Below are 16,171 nucleotides of genomic sequence, written 5' to 3' on the forward strand. Positions count from 1 at the left end.
GAACTCCCGTACCGCCCCTCTCGCATGAGGTCCTCAGCCGCGGGCGGCCGCCGCCGCGCTCAGGCCGCCCACCAGGAGGGCCGAAAGGCGTGCCACCCACGGCTCGTCGACCGGTTCCGCGCTCACCAGGGCGCGGTGCACGACCGCACCCGCGATCACGTCGAAGATCAGGTCGTCGGTCGCGTCCACCGCGGCCGGGTCCCGGTCCGCGGGGAGTTCACCGCGCCGCTGCGCCCGCATGCGGCCCTCCAGGACCAGCCGCTTCTGCCGGTCGACGATCGAGGCCCGTATGCGCTCGCGCAGCGGTTCGTCACGGGTCGACTCGGCCACCACCGCCATCAGGGCCGTCTTGGTCTCGGGGCGTTCGAGGAGGGCCGCGAACTGCAGGACGACATGCTCGATGTCGGCCTGGAGGGAACCAAGGTCGGGCAGTGTGAGTTCATCGAAGAGAACGGCGACGGCGTCCACCACGAGCTCGCTCTTGTTGGCCCAGCGGCGGTACAGGGTCGTCTTCGCAACCCCGGCCCGGCCGGCGACGTCCCCCATCGTGAGCTTGGACCAGCCCAGCTCGACCAGGGCCGCGCGGGTCGCCTCCAGGATGGCCGTGTCGGCCTCGGTGGAGCGGGGGCGCCCGGTACGGCTGCTGCGGGGGTTGGTACGGCTGCACATGGAGGTCGACCATACCCGCCGGTAGGTACGGCACCAGAGGGCCGGCGTGTGAGGCAGTTCACCGTACGGATCGGGCCCGCACCCTCCCCGAGGCTCCCCCCGGGAAGTTACGCTACGACCTGTAGCGAAAGGCATTGAGCGGCCTGAGCGACAACCAAGTGCCGGGTGGGGACCCGGTGCGAACCGAAGACGAAGAACCGTGTCGCCCCCACGTCTCGCACACCGGCGGGAGATGTGTGGACGGCACGGTTCAGCCATGACTTACCGGTTACGCGCGCGGAAGGGGGAGGATGTACGCATGCAGCCCCGAAACATGTCCATGAGCGGCGTCGTCGACCTCGCCGCGGTGAAGGCGGCCGGAGAGGCCAAGGCGAAGGCGGAGCAGACGCGCGCCGAAACCGCGCGGCAGGGTGGCCCCGCCGCCGTGCCCCCGTCCGCCCTGGTGATCGACGTCGACGAGGCGGGCTTTGAGCGCGATGTGCTCCAGCGCTCCGCCGAGGTCCCGGTCGTCCTCGACTTCTGGGCCGAGTGGTGCGAGCCCTGCAAGCAGCTCGGCCCCCTCCTGGAGCGGCTCGCCGTCGAGTACAACGGCCGCTTCCTGCTCGCGAAGATCGACGTCGACGCCAACCAGATGCTGATGCAGCAGTTCGGCATCCAGGGAATTCCGGCCGTTTTCGCGGTGGTCGCCGGTCAGGCGCTGCCGCTCTTCCAGGGCGCCGTGCCCGAGGCCCAGATCCGCGAGACCCTCGACCAGCTGATCCAGATCGGCGAGGAGCGCTTCGGTCTGACCGGCATCGTCGTCGACGCGAACGGCGAGGGCCCCGACAGCGGTACGGCCGAGGCCGCGCACCCCGTGGGCCCGTACGACGCGCTCCTCGAAGCGGCCATGTCCGCGCTCGACGCGGGTGACCTGGCCGGCGCCGTCCAGGCGTACAAGAACGTGCTCGCCGACGACCCGGCCCACCCGGAGGCCAAGCTCGGTCTGGCCCAGGCCGACCTCCTCACCCGGGTGCAGGATCTGGATCCGGCCGCCGTCCGCAAGGCCGCCGCCGACGGTCCGGCCGATGTCGCCGCGCAGATCGCCGCCGCCGACCTCGATCTGGTGGGCGGCCATGTGCAGGATGCCTTCGGGCGCCTCGTGGAAACCGTGCGCCGCACGGTGGGCGAGGACCGGGACGCGGCGCGGCTGCGGCTCCTGGAGCTCTTCGAGGTGATCGGCGCCGACGACCCCCGGGTCACGGCGGCCCGGCAGGCCCTGGCCCGGGTGCTGTTCTAGCCCCGCCGGGCGCGCCCGATCGTCCGACGATTTGGCAGCAGCGTGACAAAAGGCGGCCGCGCTTTACCAAAACTTGGTAATCGCGGCCGATGTTACTTGCAGTAAATCGAACCTGTGAGTCTGTCCGCATTCTTACGGCAATCTGCTGATATTCCCCGCCACACGAGGGCACCCTCCGTGCCCGTTCGGCGCCACCCCGCCATGGCGTGGTTATCCACCCGTTACTAGCCAGTAACGAACCCCCTTGTGCGGTGGCCCGGAATGGACCACGATCGGCGACGCTCGGTCCGAACCGCACCACCCCGGCAACCAACCGGGACGCGGGGAGGGTCCCCACCGGGCGGACCGGTGTTCCGGCACCGGTCGTGGACAGGGGGGTTCCCGCTCTCACCGAACGGGGCCTGTCCAAAGCAGGCCGCGCGCCAAGGCGCGGCCCATGGTTGTCGCTCGGGGGTGATCGCCGGTGATTCGGACGCGCATCGCGCCGCCTGATGCCTCGGCGCTCTCCTTCCCGAGGACGTAGCTCTTCTCCCATCCCAGGACGGGCCCCGGGCCCTTCCGGAGATGTACGTCCGAGAAGGAGGAATTCTCATGAAGTCCCAGGTTCGTGGCGGGACCCGGTGGAAGCGTTTCGCCATCGTGATGGTCCCGAGTGTGGCCGCGACGGCCGCGATCGGTGTCGGACTGGCCCAGGGCGCGCTCGCCGCGTCCTTCGCCATATCCGGCCAGGAGTTCAAGGTCTCCACCGACAAGCTCGAAGGCACCGAGTTCGTCCAGTACGGCAGTGTCGCCAAGGGCAAGAAGCTGGACGGCACGCCGTTCGGCGCCCCGGTCGCGGTCTCCGGCTTCGACAACGCCAAGATCACCAACATGTGCCAGTCGGTCGTGACCCCGGTTCCGGGTCTCGGCGACATCACCCTTCGCCTGGAGGCCGGCACCGAGGCCGCCAAGTCCGGCGATGACCGCGACAAGGTCATCGGCAAGGACCTGTACCTCGACGTCTCCTACCTGGAGGCCGACGCCGAGTTCGACCAGATCGACATCGGTGTCGCGGCCGGTTCGCTCCCGAAGAAGCCCGGCGGGCAGGGCATCCAGCCCAACACCGAGGCCAACCCGAATGGCTTCGCCCAGCGCGCCGAGAGCGTCGTCCTGACCAACGTCAGGCAGAAGGCGTGGGCCACCACGGCCGCCACCTTCAAGCTCCCCGACCTGAACCTGTCCCTGCACCGGGGCACCGAGAAGGAGTGCTTCAAGGGCTGACCAGCTCCTGAAGGTGCGGGCCGCTCCGGCGGCCCGCACGCTCTCCGGGCCCCGGGCCCACTCTTCTCCACATCTTTCTCAGCAACACCGCTTCCAGGGAGCTGTTTCCATGAGCGCCGAGACCCCTGCCTCCCACGGAGTCCGCAAGGACAACCGGTTCAAGGTCTGGCGGCAGACCCGGCCCTTCTGGGCGGGACTGTTCACCATCCTCGGTGGTCTGCCGATCGCCTACCTCCCCTACGGGGACATGCGGCTCGGCAACATCACCATGGCGATGAAGACGACCGCCGGATCTGGCGCGCTGATCATCGGCGTCCTGCTCATCACGCTCGGCCTGACGATGTGGTACCAGCCCATCGTGCGGGTTTTCGCGGGTGTCGCGACGATCGTGCTGGGGCTGGTCTCCATTCCGGTGTCGAACTTCGGCGGTCTCGTCATCGGGTTCCTGTTCGCCCTCATCGGCGGCGGCATGTCCGCGGCCTGGGCGCCCGCGCCACCGGTCGAGGAGGCCGTCGACCCCGAGTACGACGCCGAGTACGACCGCGAGCCGGAGACGTCCGCCGAGACCGAGGCCCTGTGGGCCGCCGGCGTCCCGGAGCAGCGCGAGGCGGAGCACCACGCGACCGAAACGACGATCGACGCCAACGGCGGGAGGAACAGTGCGGGGTGACGAGACTCAGTCGGCGCTCGCGAAGGAGGGCCCGCGGCACGCGGCCCCGCGCAAGTCGCTGCTGAACAGGATCCAGGGCCCCGCGGGCAAGGCGATGGCGCTGGCCGCCATGCCGACCGCGGTGTTCGTGGGCATGGGGCTCACGCCCAAGATCGCCCTCGCCGACGACAAGGACTTCCCCTACGCGCCCGGCCCCTGTGTGACCCGCTCGGACGAGCCGGTGACCGAGGAGACGACGAAGCCGGCCGAGACGGCGAAGCCGACCCCGTCCGCGACGCCCTCGGCGACCGCGACGGCCGTGCCGACCGCCACCCCGACCCCCACCGCCACCGGGACACCGACGCCGACCGCGACGGAGACCGGGCAGGCGACCACGCAGCGGACGCAGGAGCAGGCGAAGGCCACCGCCTCGCCGACCGCGACGCCGACACCGACGGCCACACCCACGCCGACGAAGTCGAAGAACCCGCTCGACCCGCTGGGCGTGGGTGACGCGCTCAAGGACCTGTTCGACGGCCCGGACCCGAAGCCGACGGCGACGCCCACGACGGCGGCCCCGACGACGCAGGCGCCCGCCCCGAGCACGTCGACGACGGCCCCCGCCGACAAGCCGGCGACCGCCGACGAGCCGGCCACGACCACCGCGCCCGAGGCGACCGCCGACCCGGCCGCCGAGAAGACGAAGGCCGCGATCCAGAAGGCGGCCGGCACCGCCGGTGTCGAGGTCAAGGAGCTGCCGGAGAGCGCCAAGGGCCTCGACGCCAAGAAGGACGAGGACATACCCGAGGGCGCCAAGCCCCGCTTCCCGTGCCCCGAGCGCGACGACGCGGCGCTCGCGGCGGCCGAGGTGGAGCCCGGCATCCCGCTGCTCCCGGACGAGCCGTGGCGCCTGGAGAGCACGAAGCTCACCCTGAGCGGTCTGAAGTACCACGGCATCGTCGAGGTGAAGACCTACGGCGGCAAGATCAAGAAGGTGCTGAAGTTCACCGCGACCACGGTGAAGATCAAGGACCTGCACCAGCTGACGGAGCACTCCGAGGGCCTCACGGCCCACGTCCGTTCCGCCAAGGGCAAGGAGTCGACCATCACCGAGGGCACGGTGACGATGTACACGGAGGAGCTGAAGGGCAACCTCATCGGCCTCATCCCGATCACCTTCAGCGCCGAGTCCCCGCCTCCGCTGGACCTCCCGGAGATCTTCTTCACCAGCGTGAAGCTCAAGCAGGCGGGCCAGTTCGGCGGCACCCTCAGGGTTCCGGGCCTCCGCAACACGATCGAAGCCAGCTGACCGGAGCACGTCTCCGGGAGCCGCGTCACGCGACGGCCTCCCCGCCCGAGAGGGCGAGGAGGCCGTCGTTCGTGTCGTACGGGTGGGTCAGCCGAGTGCCTCGGCCGCCGCGCGCCTGATGCGCTTGGTGCGGCCCGACTCGGCCAGGAGCCGGAGGACCGCCCCGTCGGACACCTCGGCGGCGATCCGCAGCTGGAGCCAGTCGCTCCAGCCGGCGACCGACCCGGAGTCCGGGGCCGGAGCCGCGGCCCCGGCCCGGAGGTCCTCCAGGAGGCCCAACTCACGCGCCCGGCGCTCGCTGAACGCGCGCACCGCGGGGGAGAGGGCCTCGACCCAGATGTTCCGATCGGCGCGGGGCACCCTTTCCAGGGCCTCGCCGACGACTCCCGACGCGAGCGCGCCGTCCGATTCGGCGACGACCGCAGCCAGCAGGCCGGGCCGGGCCGCGTCGGACGCGAGGGCGGCCCGGTACAGCTCCCAGCGGGCGTGACCGTCGTTCACGTCGGTCACCGTCCTGCCGAGCCGGTCCTCAAGACCGCGCAACGCTTCCCGTAGTTCCGGGGAGACGTCAGCATCCACCATTGGCCTTGAACCTTTCCATGGCGGCTCGGATGTTCTCCCTGATGGTACGGATGTTGTTGTTGATGACAGCCTGCTGGAGCTTGGTCGGCGGCTTGTCGTCCAGGATCGGCTTGCCGTTCATGCCGATCCGGACCTCCGCGCCCTTGCCCTTGACGTGCGCGTGCGGCGGGGCGTGGTCGTTGGAGTAGATCTGGATGGTCACGCCGCCCTCGGTCACGATCGTGCCGACACCCGGGTACTGCGGGCTCGTCGCGGCCGCGGCGGCGCGGAGCGTGCCGGCCCCCGTCGGAGCGGCGCCGAACGCGGTGCCCGCCCCTGACGCGCCGGCGAACGACGCGGAGCGCGCGGACACCGGCTTGGGCTTGACCGGGCAGGCCTTGCCCTTGCCCTTCTTGGCGTCGTCGATGATCTTGCGGAACTTGTCCAGGGTCCGCTTGGCGGTGACGGACTTCTCCAGGAAGCCGCCGATGCCACTGGCCACCCGGACGATCGCCTTGCCGACGGAGAACACCTTGGAGACCGGCACGAGCTTCGCCAGCGTCCACAGGCAGCTCTCGATGTCGCCCTTGGTGAAGCAGCGCTCCAGGTCGCGGTAGCCGATCTCCTCCAGGAGGATCTCGCCGCCGTTCTTGACGAGCCAGTCGAGGATGCCCTGGCCGGTCAGCGCCTTCGCCGCGCGGAAGGCCTCGACGCACTCCTCGCCGCACTCGCGACGCAGCAGCTCCTCCTCGTCGACCGTGAGGTCGGCACCGGCGTCGGAACCGTCGGCCTCGACGCGCTCCTCGATAGCCCGCTGCTCCTCCTCGCGTTCGACGGCCTCCGCCCGGTCGGCGGCCTTGTCCGCCTCCGTGGCGTCCTCCACCGCGCGGGTGGCGGCGCCCTCGGCGGCGGTGGCGTCCTCCTCCGCCTTGGTGGCGGTGTTCCGGGCGCTGCCGGCGTCCTGCTCGGCGGCGGACGCCGAGGAACGGGCGGAGGCGGCGTCGCGCTCGGCGGCGGTCGCCTCGCTGTCGGCGGCCATGGCCTCCGACTCGGCGTCGCTCGCGGCGTTCGAGGCCTGCATGGCGTCGACACCGGCCTGCGCGTCGTACTCCTGCGCCCTGGCGTCCGCCTTCTTGGCCGCCTCCGCGGCCTTCGCGGCTTCCGCAGCCGAGGCGCGGGCCGCAGCGACGTGCTCCAGGGCCTTCGCCGCGTCGGCAGCCGCTGCCGCGGCGGCCTGCGCCGCGAGCTTGGCGTCTCCCGCGGCCTTGTCCGCGAGCACCTTGGCGTCGGCGGCGGCCTTCGCCGCCTCCTTCGCCTTGGCCTCGGCGGCGGCCGCCTGCTGCTCGGCGAGCGGCTTGGCGGTCTGCGCCACCAGGACCGCGAACGCGGCCGAGGTGTCCGTCTCGCGGTACGGGCTGCCCACCGCGATGGCCTCGTCGGCGGCGGCGTTCACGGCACGGGCCGCATCACGTGCGCCGGCGGCGGCCTGGCCGGCCGCAAAGGCGAACCCGGCGGTCTTGGCGGACCATGCCGCCGTCTCGGCGGCCTCGGCCTTCGCCGCGGTCGCTTCCTGGCGGGCCTTGACGGCAGCGGCGTGCGCCTTCTTGGCCTCGGCCTCCGCCGCACGGGCGTTGGCCTTGGCGTTCGCCGCGGCGTCGATGGCCTCGGCGGCTGCCGCGTGCGCGGTGGCCGCGGCCGCGTGGGTGGTCAGGTAGGCCGACCACGCGCTGTCGGCCGCCGCGCGGGAACGCGAGGCCGCCGCTGCCGAACGGGTGGCTGCGGCACGGGCGTTCACCGCTGCCGTGGATGCCTCGTTCGCGGCCGTACGGGCCCGGCCGGCCGCGTCCGTCGCGTCGTTGGCGGCCGCACGGGCCGCGGTCGCGGCCTGCCGTGCCTCGCCGGCGTCGGTGGTGCCCTCGGAGGCCGCGGCGGCGGCTTCGAGCGCCGCGGCGCGCGAGGCCTTCGCGTCCTTGTTCCGCTCCGCCGCCTCGGCGTTCGAGCGCGCGAGTGCGGCCCGGCCCTCGGCGGCCTCGGCCGCCTCACGCTCCTCGGCCGCGGTGGCCCCGGACGCCTCGGCGGAGGTACGGGCCCGACCTGCGGCCTCGCGCTCGGTCTGCGCACGCTGCTCGGCGGCGGCGGCCTTCTGCCGCTCGCGGGTGGCGTTGGCCCGCTCCCGGGCCGCGTTCGCCTTCTCGGCCTCCGCGATGGCGCGCTGACGCTTCGCCTCGGCCGCACCGGCCTTGGCGGTCTGCTCGGCGGCCTCCGCGGTCGCCTGTGCCTTCTTCGCCCTGGTCGCGTTGGCGGCGGCTTCCTTCGCCTGCGCCTCGGCGGCCTGCATGGCGGCCTTCGCCTGGGCCGCGGCCTCCTGGGCGGCGGCCCTGCGGAACTCGGTGGCGAGGGCATGGGCCTGGGTCTGGCTCAGCGAGTAGAGCGCGCCGCTGTCCGCAGCGGTGGCCTTGGCCGCGTTGGACGCGGTCAGTGTGGTCTTGGCGGCGGCCTGGGCGGCGGCATACGACGCCTTCGCCACCTGCACCGACTGCTGCGCGTACATCAGACCGCGGCCGCGCGGCAGCTTGGCCGCGTCGGCGATGGCCCAGGCGGAGGTCTGCTGGGCGGCGGCCTTGTCCGCGGCCGTCTTGGCCCGGGCGACGGCGGCGTTGGCCAGCGGCACCTGGGCGGCGGCCGCGGCGCGGGCCGTGCTCAGGTCGGCGGCCGCCTTGGTGAACTCGGCCGGCTTGGGGTAGCTGCTCCAGTCCTTCTTGTCGGACCAGTACTTCTGCCAGAAGAGGATCTGGTCCGCGTGCCAGGCCTGCCGGATCGACTCCAGCATGGTGTCGGTGGCGGTGCGCAGCTCCTTGGCCCCCGCCGCCTCGGCGGCGACGATCTCCTTGCGCTGCGCGGCCTGGGACGCGTACTCCGCCTCCCACTCCGTGTGGGCCTGGAGGACCACCAGGGACATCGACCGGTAGTGGTCGATGGGGTTCTCGCTGTCACAGCCGGCCCAGGCCAGCTTCAGCGCCTCGACCTCGTTCCGGAACTCGGGGGAGTCCGGTACGGGTGCCGTCTTCGGGAACCCGCCGAAGCGCAGGAAGTCGGCGATGTCACGGGCCGAGCTGCTCCGAGTGGCTCCGTAGCCGACGAGCGTCTGGCCCGCCATGAACTTGTACTGGGACGCCCAGAAGTCCTCGCTGGGGAGGGCGTCGAAGAGCTGCTTGGCCTTGTCGACCGCGGCCGTGCCCGGCTGCGGCGTCCGGTCCTCGAACGACTTGAAGTACAGGTCGCGTTGCGTCTTGAGCGTGAAGGTCATGATGTCCGCGCCGAAGTCCGGCACGTTGTGCGCACGTCCCTGCGAGAAACTCAGGGACGAGTACGGCTTGTTGATCTCGTTGAGCTTGTCCTGGCGCGCCCGGTAGGCGTCGGCGTAGGCGTAGCCCGCGTCGACGTCCTTCTTCTGGGCGTTGATCGACGGCTCGTAGTTCCAGTACAGCGCCGCCTGGCGCAGGGTCTCGGGCGGCCCGGAGAGGTCCTTGTTGGCCAGGGCCTTCAGCTCGGGGCCGCCGTAGTGGACGGCGCCGGAGACGAGGCACCGGTCCTTCCGTTCCGTCGCGCCGAGGCTGATGCGGAGGGTCCGCAGCCAGGGGTCGGTGGGGTTGTCCCCCGGTTCCTCGGCCGCCGCGGGGGCGGCCGTCACGAGGCCGCCCAGGAGGGCGGCCGCCGTCGCGAGGACGATGCCCGACGTCCATCGTCTCGCCGGTGCGGCGCGCAGGGAGCGCCGTCTGCCCGGCAGTTTCGTCTTTCGCACTTCACAGCCTGTCGTGTCGACAACTCGGTCTGCCCGGGTGGAAGGAAGCACGAAGAACACCCCGTCGCGCATGCGCCGGGGTGGGTGTCGTCGGGCTGTGTGGTTCCTCGAAGGCGCCGCCGGTCAGTGCGGTCCTTCGGCTGCGCGTGGTCGCACGCGCTCGGTTCCCCCGCCTTCCCCCCGAAGGCGTAACGATCATGACATGTCGAACAGGGTTGCGAAAGGGAGATTGCTCTCGGTACGCGGACGGGCCGCACCTTTCACCGAAGGTGCGGCCCGTCCGCGTAAATCCTTGTGTCCGGGGGGGACTTAGTCGCGCTCCCCGCCACCGAGGTGGTGGACGCGGACCATGTTCGTCGTGCCGGGGACGCCGGGGGGCGAGCCGGCGGTGATGACCATGGTGTCGCCCTCGTTGTAGCGCTGGAGCTTCAGGAGCTCGGCGTCCACCAGGTCGACCATCGCGTCCGTGTTGTCCACGTGCGGGACGACGAAGGACTCGACGCCCCAGCTCAGGGTGAGCTGGTTGCGGGTGTTCTCGTCCGTCGTGAAGGCGAGGATCGGCTGCTGGACGCGGTAGCGCGAGAGGCGGCGGGCCGTGTCGCCGGACTGGGTGAAGGCGATCAGGGCCTTGCCGCCCAGGAAGTCGGCGATCTCGCAGGCCGCGCGGGCCACGGAACCGCCCTGGGTGCGCGGCTTCTTGCCCGGGACCAGGGGCTGGAGGCCCTTGGAGAGCAGCTCCTCCTCGGCCGCGGCGACGATCTTCGACATCGTCTTCACGGTCTCGATCGGGTACGCGCCGACCGAGGACTCGGCCGACAGCATGACCGCGTCCGCGCCGTCCAGGATCGCGTTGGCGACGTCGCTCGCCTCGGCGCGGGTCGGACGGGAGTTGGTGATCATCGACTCCATCATCTGGGTGGCGACGATGACCGGCTTGGCGTTGCGGCGGCACATCTCGACGAGGCGCTTCTGCACCATCGGGACCTTCTCGAGCGGGTACTCGACGGCGAGGTCGCCACGGGCCACCATGACCGCGTCGAAGGCCGCGACGACGGCCTCCATGTTCTCGACGGCCTGCGGCTTCTCCACCTTGGCGATGACGGGGACCCGGCGGCCCTCCTCGTCCATCACCTTGTGGACGTCCTTGACGTCGTTGGCGTCGCGGACGAAGGAGAGGGCGACCATGTCGCAGCCCATGCGGAGCGCGAAGCGGAGGTCGTCGACGTCCTTCTCCGACAGGGCGGGGACGTTGACCGCCGCGCCGGGCAGGTTGATGCCCTTGTGGTCGGAGATGACACCGCCCTCGACGACGATCGTCTTGACCCGGGGGCCCTCGACCTCGACGACCCGCAGTTCGACGTTGCCGTCGTTGATCAGGACCTGGTCGCCCTTGGAGACATCGCCGGGCAGGCCCTTGTAGGTGGTGCCGCAGATGGACTTGTCACCGGGGACGTCCTCGGTGGTGATGGTGAACTCGTCACCGCGCACCAGCTCGACCGGGCCCTCGGCGAAGGTCTCGAGACGGATCTTGGGGCCCTGGAGGTCGGCGAGCACGCCGACGGCGCGCCCGGTGTCCGCGGAGACCTGCCGGACGCGGTCGTACCGCTCCTGGTGCTCCGCCTGGGATCCGTGGCTGAAGTTGAATCGGGCCACGTTCATGCCGGCCTCGATGAGAGCCTTCAGCTGCTCATACGAGTCGACGGCGGGGCCCAGCGTGCAGACGATTTTGGAACGGCGCATGAGGCGGATCCTATCGGTTTGTTTCACTGCGGAATATTCCGTCTGGTGGAAAGTACAAATGGGCGCGGGGGCGCTCAGGCGTTCACTCCTCCGAGCGTCTCCTCGCGCACCAGAGCGAAGGTCTGGCGGGCGATCTCCAGCTCCTCGTCCGTCGGCACCACGGCGACCGCCACCCGCGCGTAGTTCGGCGAGATCAGCCGTGCCTCGTCCGAACGCACCGCGTTGAGGTCCGCGTCCACCGCGAGACCCAGCTCCTCCAGGCCCGCGATCGCAGCCTCCCGCACCGGGGCCGCGTTCTCCCCGACCCCCGCCGTGAACGCCACCGCGTCCACCCGGCCGAGCACCGCGTAGTACGCGCCGATGTACTTCTTCAGACGGTGGATGTAGATGTCGAAGGCGAGCGCTGCACGCGCGTCGCCCTCGTCGATCCGGCGGCGGATCTCCCGCATGTCGTTGTCGCCGCAGAGCCCCACCAGGCCGGACTTCTTGTTCAGCAGCACGTCGATCTCGTCGGCCGACATGCCCGCCACCCGCTTGAGATGGAAGGTGACCGCCGGGTCGACGTCGCCCGAGCGCGTACCCATGACCAGGCCCTCCAGGGGCGTCAGGCCCATGGAGGTGTCCACGCACCGGCCGCCCCGCACCGCCGAGGCGGACGCGCCGTTGCCCAGGTGCAGCACGATCACGTTCACCTCCTCCGGCTCCTTGCCGAGCAGCCTCGCGGTCTCCCGCGACACGTACGCGTGCGAGGTGCCGTGGAAGCCGTACCGCCGGATCCGGTACGCGTCGGCCGTCTCCACGTCGATCGCGTACCGCGCCGCCGACTCCGGCATCGTCGTGTGGAACGCGGTGTCGAAGACCGCGACCTGCGGCAGGTCGGGGCGGAGCGCCGTCGCCGTACGGATGCCCGTCAGGTTCGCCGGGTTGTGCAGCGGCGCCACCGGCACGAGCCGCTCGATCTCCGCGAGCACCTCGTCGTCGATCACCGTCGGCTCGGTGAACCGCAGCCCGCCGTGTACCACCCGGTGACCGATCGCCGCCAGCTCGGGGGAGTCGAGCCCGAGTCCGTCCGCCGCCAGCTCCTCGGCGACCGCCTTCAGCGCGGCCGCGTGGTCGGCGATCGGGCCGTTCTTCTCGCGCTTCTCGCCGCCGCCGCCCTGCAGCGGGGTGTGTACGAGCCGCGAGGTCTCCTCGCCGATGCGCTCCACGAGCCCCTGGGCGAGACGGCTGTCGTCGCGCATGTCGAGCAGCTGGTACTTCACCGACGACGAGCCGGAGTTGAGGACCAGGATCCGGGACGGGGCGGACGGGGCGGACGGGGCGGAGGAGACAGGGGCGGAGGCGGGGGTGGGGGCGGTCATGCGGGGAACTCCTGACCCTGGGCGGGGACCTGGGACTGGATCGCCGTGATGGCGACCGTGTTGACGATGTCGCTGACGAGCGCGCCGCGCGAGAGGTCGTTCACGGGCTTGCGCAGACCCTGGAGCACCGGGCCGACGGCCACGGCGCCGGCCGAACGCTGCACGGCCTTGTAGGTGTTGTTGCCGGTGTTGAGGTCCGGGAAGATCAGCACGGTCGCCTGCCCCGCGACCTCCGAGCCCGGCAGCTTCGTCGCCGCGACCGAGGGCTCGACGGCGGCGTCGTACTGGATGGGTCCCTCGATCCGCAGCTCCGGGTGCGCCTCGCGGACCAGCTTGGTCGCCTCCCGCACCTTGTCGACGTCGGCGCCGGAGCCCGAGGTGCCGGTGGAGTACGAGAGCATCGCTATCCGCGGTTCGACGCCGAAGCGGGCCGCGGTGGCCGCCGACTGGACCGCGATGTCCGCGAGCTGTTCGGCGTTCGGGTCCGGGTTGACCGCGCAGTCGCCGTACACGAGGACCTTGTCGGCCAGGCACATGAAGAAGACCGAGGAGACGATCGAGGCGTCCGGCTTGGTCTTGATGATCTCGAAGGCGGGGCGGATCGTCGCGGCCGTGGAGTGCACGGAGCCGGAGACCATGCCGTCGGCCAGGCCCTCCTGGACCATCAGCGTGCCGAAGTAGTTGACGTCCGAGACGACGTCGTACGCCAGCTCCACGGTGACGCCCTTGTGGGCGCGGAGCGCCGCGTACTTCTCGGCGAAGGAGTCCCGCAGTTCCGAGGTCGCCGGGTCGATGAGCTGGGTCTCGGCGAGCGCGATGCCCAGGTCGGCGGCCTTCCTGCGGATGATCTCGACGTCGCCGAGCAGCGTCAGGTCGCACACGTCACGGCGCAGCAGCACGTCGGCGGCGCGCAGCACCCGCTCCTCCGTGCCCTCCGGGAGCACCACCCGGCGCCGGTCGGTGCGCGCCTGCTCGATGAGCTCGTGCTCGAACATCATCGGGGTGACCCGGCCGCTGCGGGCCACCGAGACCCGCTTGAGCAGGTCGGCCGTGTCCACGTGCCGCTCGAACAGGCCGAGGGCGGTCTCCGCCTTGCGCGGCGTGGCCGCGTTCAGCTTGCCTTCGAGGGCGAAGAGTTCGGTGGCGGTCGGGAAGCTGTTGCCGGGTACGGAGATGACCGGCGTGCCGGGCGCGAGGCGGGCCGCCAGGGTCAGGATCTCGTCGCTGGGCCGCTCGTTCAGGGTGAGCAGCACACCGGCGATCGGCGGGGTTCCGGCCGAGTGTGCGGCGAGCGCGCCGACGACCAGGTCGGCCCGGTCCCCGGGGGTGACGACCAGACAGCCGGGGGTCAGCGCGTTGAGGAAGTTCGGCAGCATGGCGCCGCCGAAGACGAAGTCGAGCGCGTCGCGCGCGAGGCCCGCGTCGTCGCCGAGGACCACGGAGGCGCCGAGCGCGTGCTGGATCTGGGCGACCGTGGGCGCGGCGAGCGCCGGCTCGTCCGGCAGGACGTAGCAGGGCACGGGCAGTCGGGCGGTGAGCCGCTCGGCTATGACCGCCCGGTCCTCGCCCGCCACCCGGTTGACGATCATCGCGAGCACGTCGCAGCCGAGTCCGTCGTACGCCCGGAAGGCGTTGCGCGCCTCGGACCGTACGGACTCCGCCGACTGGCCCTTGCCGCCGACGACCGGGATGACGGAGGCGCCGAACTCGTTGGCGAGCCGCGCGTTGAGCGCCAGTTCGTCGGGGAGCTGGGTGGCGGCGAAGTCGGTGCCGAGGACGAGGACGACCTCGTAGTCGCGGGCGACCGCGTGGAAGCGGTCGACCAGCTGCGACACCAGCTCGTCGGTGCCGCGTTCGGCCTGGAGCGCGGCGGCCTCGTGGTAGTCCATGCCGTAGACCGTCGAGGCGTCCTGCGAGAGCCGGTAGCGGGTGCGCAGCAGGTCGAAGAGCCGGTCGGGACCGTCGTGCACCAGCGGCCGGAACACCCCCACCCGGTCCACCTGGCGGGTGAGGAGCTCCATGACTCCCAGCTCGACGACCTGGCGGCCGTCACCGCGGTCGATCCCGGTCACGTACACGCTGCGCGTCACGCCGTGGTCTCCTGTCCAGTCCTGCGGAAAACGGGACTCGCGGAGCCGGGGCGAGCGGTGCCCTCGCGGCACGCTCGCGGTCCGTTCGCCGACCGACGCGGGCGTCAACCGACTGTGCTCAGAAAGCCCCGGTAGGGCGGCATTACCCCCTTGACAATACCCTCGCCGATGGTTAGGTCGCCCGCCGGACGAAGGGCCCGGAAGCCCGGGACGAAAGGCCTTCCGGGGCGCCGGGGGAGGGACGCGCGGAACGGTCGCGAGCGCGCCCCCCAGGCCGGGCGTGTGAGAATCGCTATGGCTCACAAAGGAACGCGACCGAGCAGGAGACACAGCACGATGCGCATCGGAGTTCTCACCGCAGGCGGCGACTGCCCCGGCCTGAACGCAGTGATCCGGTCGGTCGTGCACCGGGCGCTGACCGGCCACGACGACGAAGTCATCGGCTTCGAGGACGGGTTCAAGGGCCTCCTCGACGGCCACTACCGCCCCCTCGACCTGAATGCCGTCAGCGGCATCCTGGCCCGCGGCGGCACCATCCTCGGCTCCGCACGCCTGGAGCGGAACCGGCTGGCCGAGGCCGCCGCGTCCGCCCCCGACCTGGCCCGCGAGTACGGCATCGACGTCCTCATCCCCATCGGTGGCGAAGGCACCCTGACCGCCGCCCGGATGCTCTCCGACGCCGGCATGCCCGTCGTCGGCGTCCCGAAGACGATCGACAACGACATCTCCTCCACGGACCGCACCTTCGGCTTCGACACCGCCGTCGGCGTCGCCACCGAGGCCATGGACCGCCTCAAGACCACCGCCGAGTCCCACCAGCGGGTGATGGTCGTCGAGGTGATGGGCCGCCACGCCGGCTGGATCGCCCTGGAGTCCGGCATGGCCGGCGGCGCGCACGGCATCTGTCTCCCCGAGCGGCCCTTCCAGGTCGACGACCTGGTGAAGATGGTCGAGGAGCGCTTCGCCCGCGGCAAGAAGTTCGCCGTCATCTGCGTGGCCGAGGGCGCGCATCCGGCCGAGGGCTCGATGGAGTACAAGAAGGGCGAGATCGACCAGTTCGGTCACGAGCGCTTCCAGGGCATCGGCAACCAGCTCGCCGTCGAGCTGGAGCGGCGCCTCGGCAAGGAGGCCCGCCCGGTCATCCTCGGCCACGTCCAGCGCGGCGGCACGCCGACCGCGTACGACCGGGTGCTCGCGACCCGCTTCGGCTGGCACGCGGTGGAGGCGGCGCACCGCGGCGACTTCGGCAGGATGACGGCGCTGCGCGGCACGGGCGTCGAGATGGTGCCGCTCGCCGAGGCCGTGACCCGGCTCAAGACGGTCCCCGAGGACCGCATCCGCGAGGCCGAGTCCGTCTTCTAGCGCCTCCGACGGGGCCGGCCCTTCCGGCCCCGCCGTCGGGACCTCCGTCCCGACCTGTCCCGGATTCCCGCCGGGACCCGGGCACACCCGAG

Annotated in this window: 11 protein-coding genes; 5 read left to right on the forward strand and 6 right to left on the reverse strand. The window is 71.5% G+C overall.

What is annotated here, in order from left to right:
- Positions 1-33 precede the first annotated feature (33 nt).
- The gene (locus OG462_RS29740; protein ID WP_406062260.1) at positions 34-669 is read right to left on the reverse strand and encodes a TetR/AcrR family transcriptional regulator; all 636 of its coding nucleotides are present in this window, start codon (positions 667-669) and stop codon (positions 34-36) included.
- A gap of 298 nt (positions 670-967) precedes the next feature.
- Here OG462_RS29740 and OG462_RS29745 point away from each other — a divergent pair, with 298 nt between their 5' ends.
- The 4 genes from OG462_RS29745 to OG462_RS29760 all read left to right on the forward strand — a co-directional run bounded on the left by OG462_RS29745 (position 968) and on the right by OG462_RS29760 (position 5,163).
- Positions 968-1,945 (forward strand): tetratricopeptide repeat protein, encoded by a 978-nt coding sequence (locus tag OG462_RS29745; RefSeq protein WP_406062262.1) that lies wholly within the window; start codon positions 968-970, stop codon positions 1,943-1,945.
- Between the two features lie 591 nt (positions 1,946-2,536).
- Positions 2,537-3,205, forward strand: a complete 669-nt coding sequence (locus OG462_RS29750; protein WP_406062264.1) for a DUF6230 family protein — start codon at positions 2,537-2,539, stop codon at positions 3,203-3,205.
- A 109-nt stretch (positions 3,206-3,314) separates the two neighbouring features.
- Entirely contained in the window at positions 3,315-3,875 is a 561-nt protein-coding gene (locus OG462_RS29755) for a DUF6114 domain-containing protein (RefSeq protein WP_406062266.1), read from the forward strand.
- Positions 3,865-5,163, forward strand: a complete 1,299-nt coding sequence (locus OG462_RS29760) for a hypothetical protein (RefSeq protein ID WP_406062268.1) — start codon at positions 3,865-3,867, stop codon at positions 5,161-5,163. Before OG462_RS29755 ends, OG462_RS29760 begins: the two co-directional genes overlap by 11 nt.
- Positions 5,164-5,250: 87 nt before the next feature.
- On the opposite strand, the gene OG462_RS29765 is transcribed toward OG462_RS29760, so the two are convergent.
- The 5 genes from OG462_RS29765 to pta form a co-directional block, all read right to left on the reverse strand.
- Positions 5,251-5,745, reverse strand: coding sequence for a hypothetical protein (locus tag OG462_RS29765; RefSeq protein WP_406062270.1), 495 nt, complete (start codon positions 5,743-5,745; stop codon positions 5,251-5,253).
- Positions 5,732-9,526, reverse strand: a complete 3,795-nt coding sequence (locus OG462_RS29770) for a hypothetical protein (RefSeq protein ID WP_406062272.1) — start codon at positions 9,524-9,526, stop codon at positions 5,732-5,734. The genes OG462_RS29765 and OG462_RS29770 overlap by 14 nt, the downstream gene beginning before the upstream one ends.
- 309 nt (positions 9,527-9,835) lie before the next feature.
- A complete protein-coding gene (gene pyk, locus OG462_RS29775) occupies positions 9,836-11,266 on the reverse strand; it encodes a pyruvate kinase (RefSeq protein ID WP_406062274.1) in 1,431 nt (476 codons plus the stop codon).
- A gap of 74 nt (positions 11,267-11,340) precedes the next feature.
- A complete protein-coding gene (locus OG462_RS29780; protein WP_406062276.1) occupies positions 11,341-12,627 on the reverse strand; it encodes an acetate kinase in 1,287 nt (428 codons plus the stop codon).
- Positions 12,624-14,717 carry a phosphate acetyltransferase gene (gene pta / locus OG462_RS29785; protein ID WP_406062278.1) on the reverse strand — a complete coding sequence of 698 codons (2,094 nt, stop codon included), beginning with the start codon at positions 14,715-14,717 and terminating at the stop codon, positions 12,624-12,626. Before pta ends, OG462_RS29780 begins: the two co-directional genes overlap by 4 nt.
- A 336-nt stretch (positions 14,718-15,053) precedes the next feature.
- Between pta and OG462_RS29790 the strand changes: the two genes are divergently transcribed.
- Positions 15,054-16,079, forward strand: coding sequence for an ATP-dependent 6-phosphofructokinase (locus OG462_RS29790; protein WP_406062280.1), 1,026 nt, complete (start codon positions 15,054-15,056; stop codon positions 16,077-16,079).
- Positions 16,080-16,171: the final 92 nt, after the last annotated feature.

The organism is Streptomyces sp. NBC_01077 (genome assembly GCF_045162855.1).
Taxonomy (GTDB): domain Bacteria; phylum Actinomycetota; class Actinomycetes; order Streptomycetales; family Streptomycetaceae; genus Streptomyces.

Excerpts from the sequence above, each read along its gene's own strand:
- OG462_RS29750 (WP_406062264.1), top strand. The coding sequence starts at position 2,537 with ATGAAGTCCCAGGTTCGTGGCGGGACCCGGTGGAAGCGTTTCGCCATC.
- OG462_RS29745 (WP_406062262.1), top strand. The coding sequence starts at position 968 with ATGCAGCCCCGAAACATGTCCATGAGCGGCGTCGTCGACCTCGCCGCG.
- OG462_RS29780 (WP_406062276.1), bottom strand. The coding sequence starts at position 12,627 with ATGACCGCCCCCACCCCCGCCTCCGCCCCTGTCTCCTCCGCCCCGTCC.
- OG462_RS29790 (WP_406062280.1), top strand. The coding sequence starts at position 15,054 with ATGCGCATCGGAGTTCTCACCGCAGGCGGCGACTGCCCCGGCCTGAAC.
- OG462_RS29755 (WP_406062266.1), top strand. The coding sequence starts at position 3,315 with ATGAGCGCCGAGACCCCTGCCTCCCACGGAGTCCGCAAGGACAACCGG.
- OG462_RS29765 (WP_406062270.1), bottom strand. The coding sequence starts at position 5,745 with ATGGTGGATGCTGACGTCTCCCCGGAACTACGGGAAGCGTTGCGCGGT.
- OG462_RS29740 (WP_406062260.1), bottom strand. The coding sequence starts at position 669 with ATGTGCAGCCGTACCAACCCCCGCAGCAGCCGTACCGGGCGCCCCCGC.
- pyk (WP_406062274.1), bottom strand. The coding sequence starts at position 11,266 with ATGCGCCGTTCCAAAATCGTCTGCACGCTGGGCCCCGCCGTCGACTCG.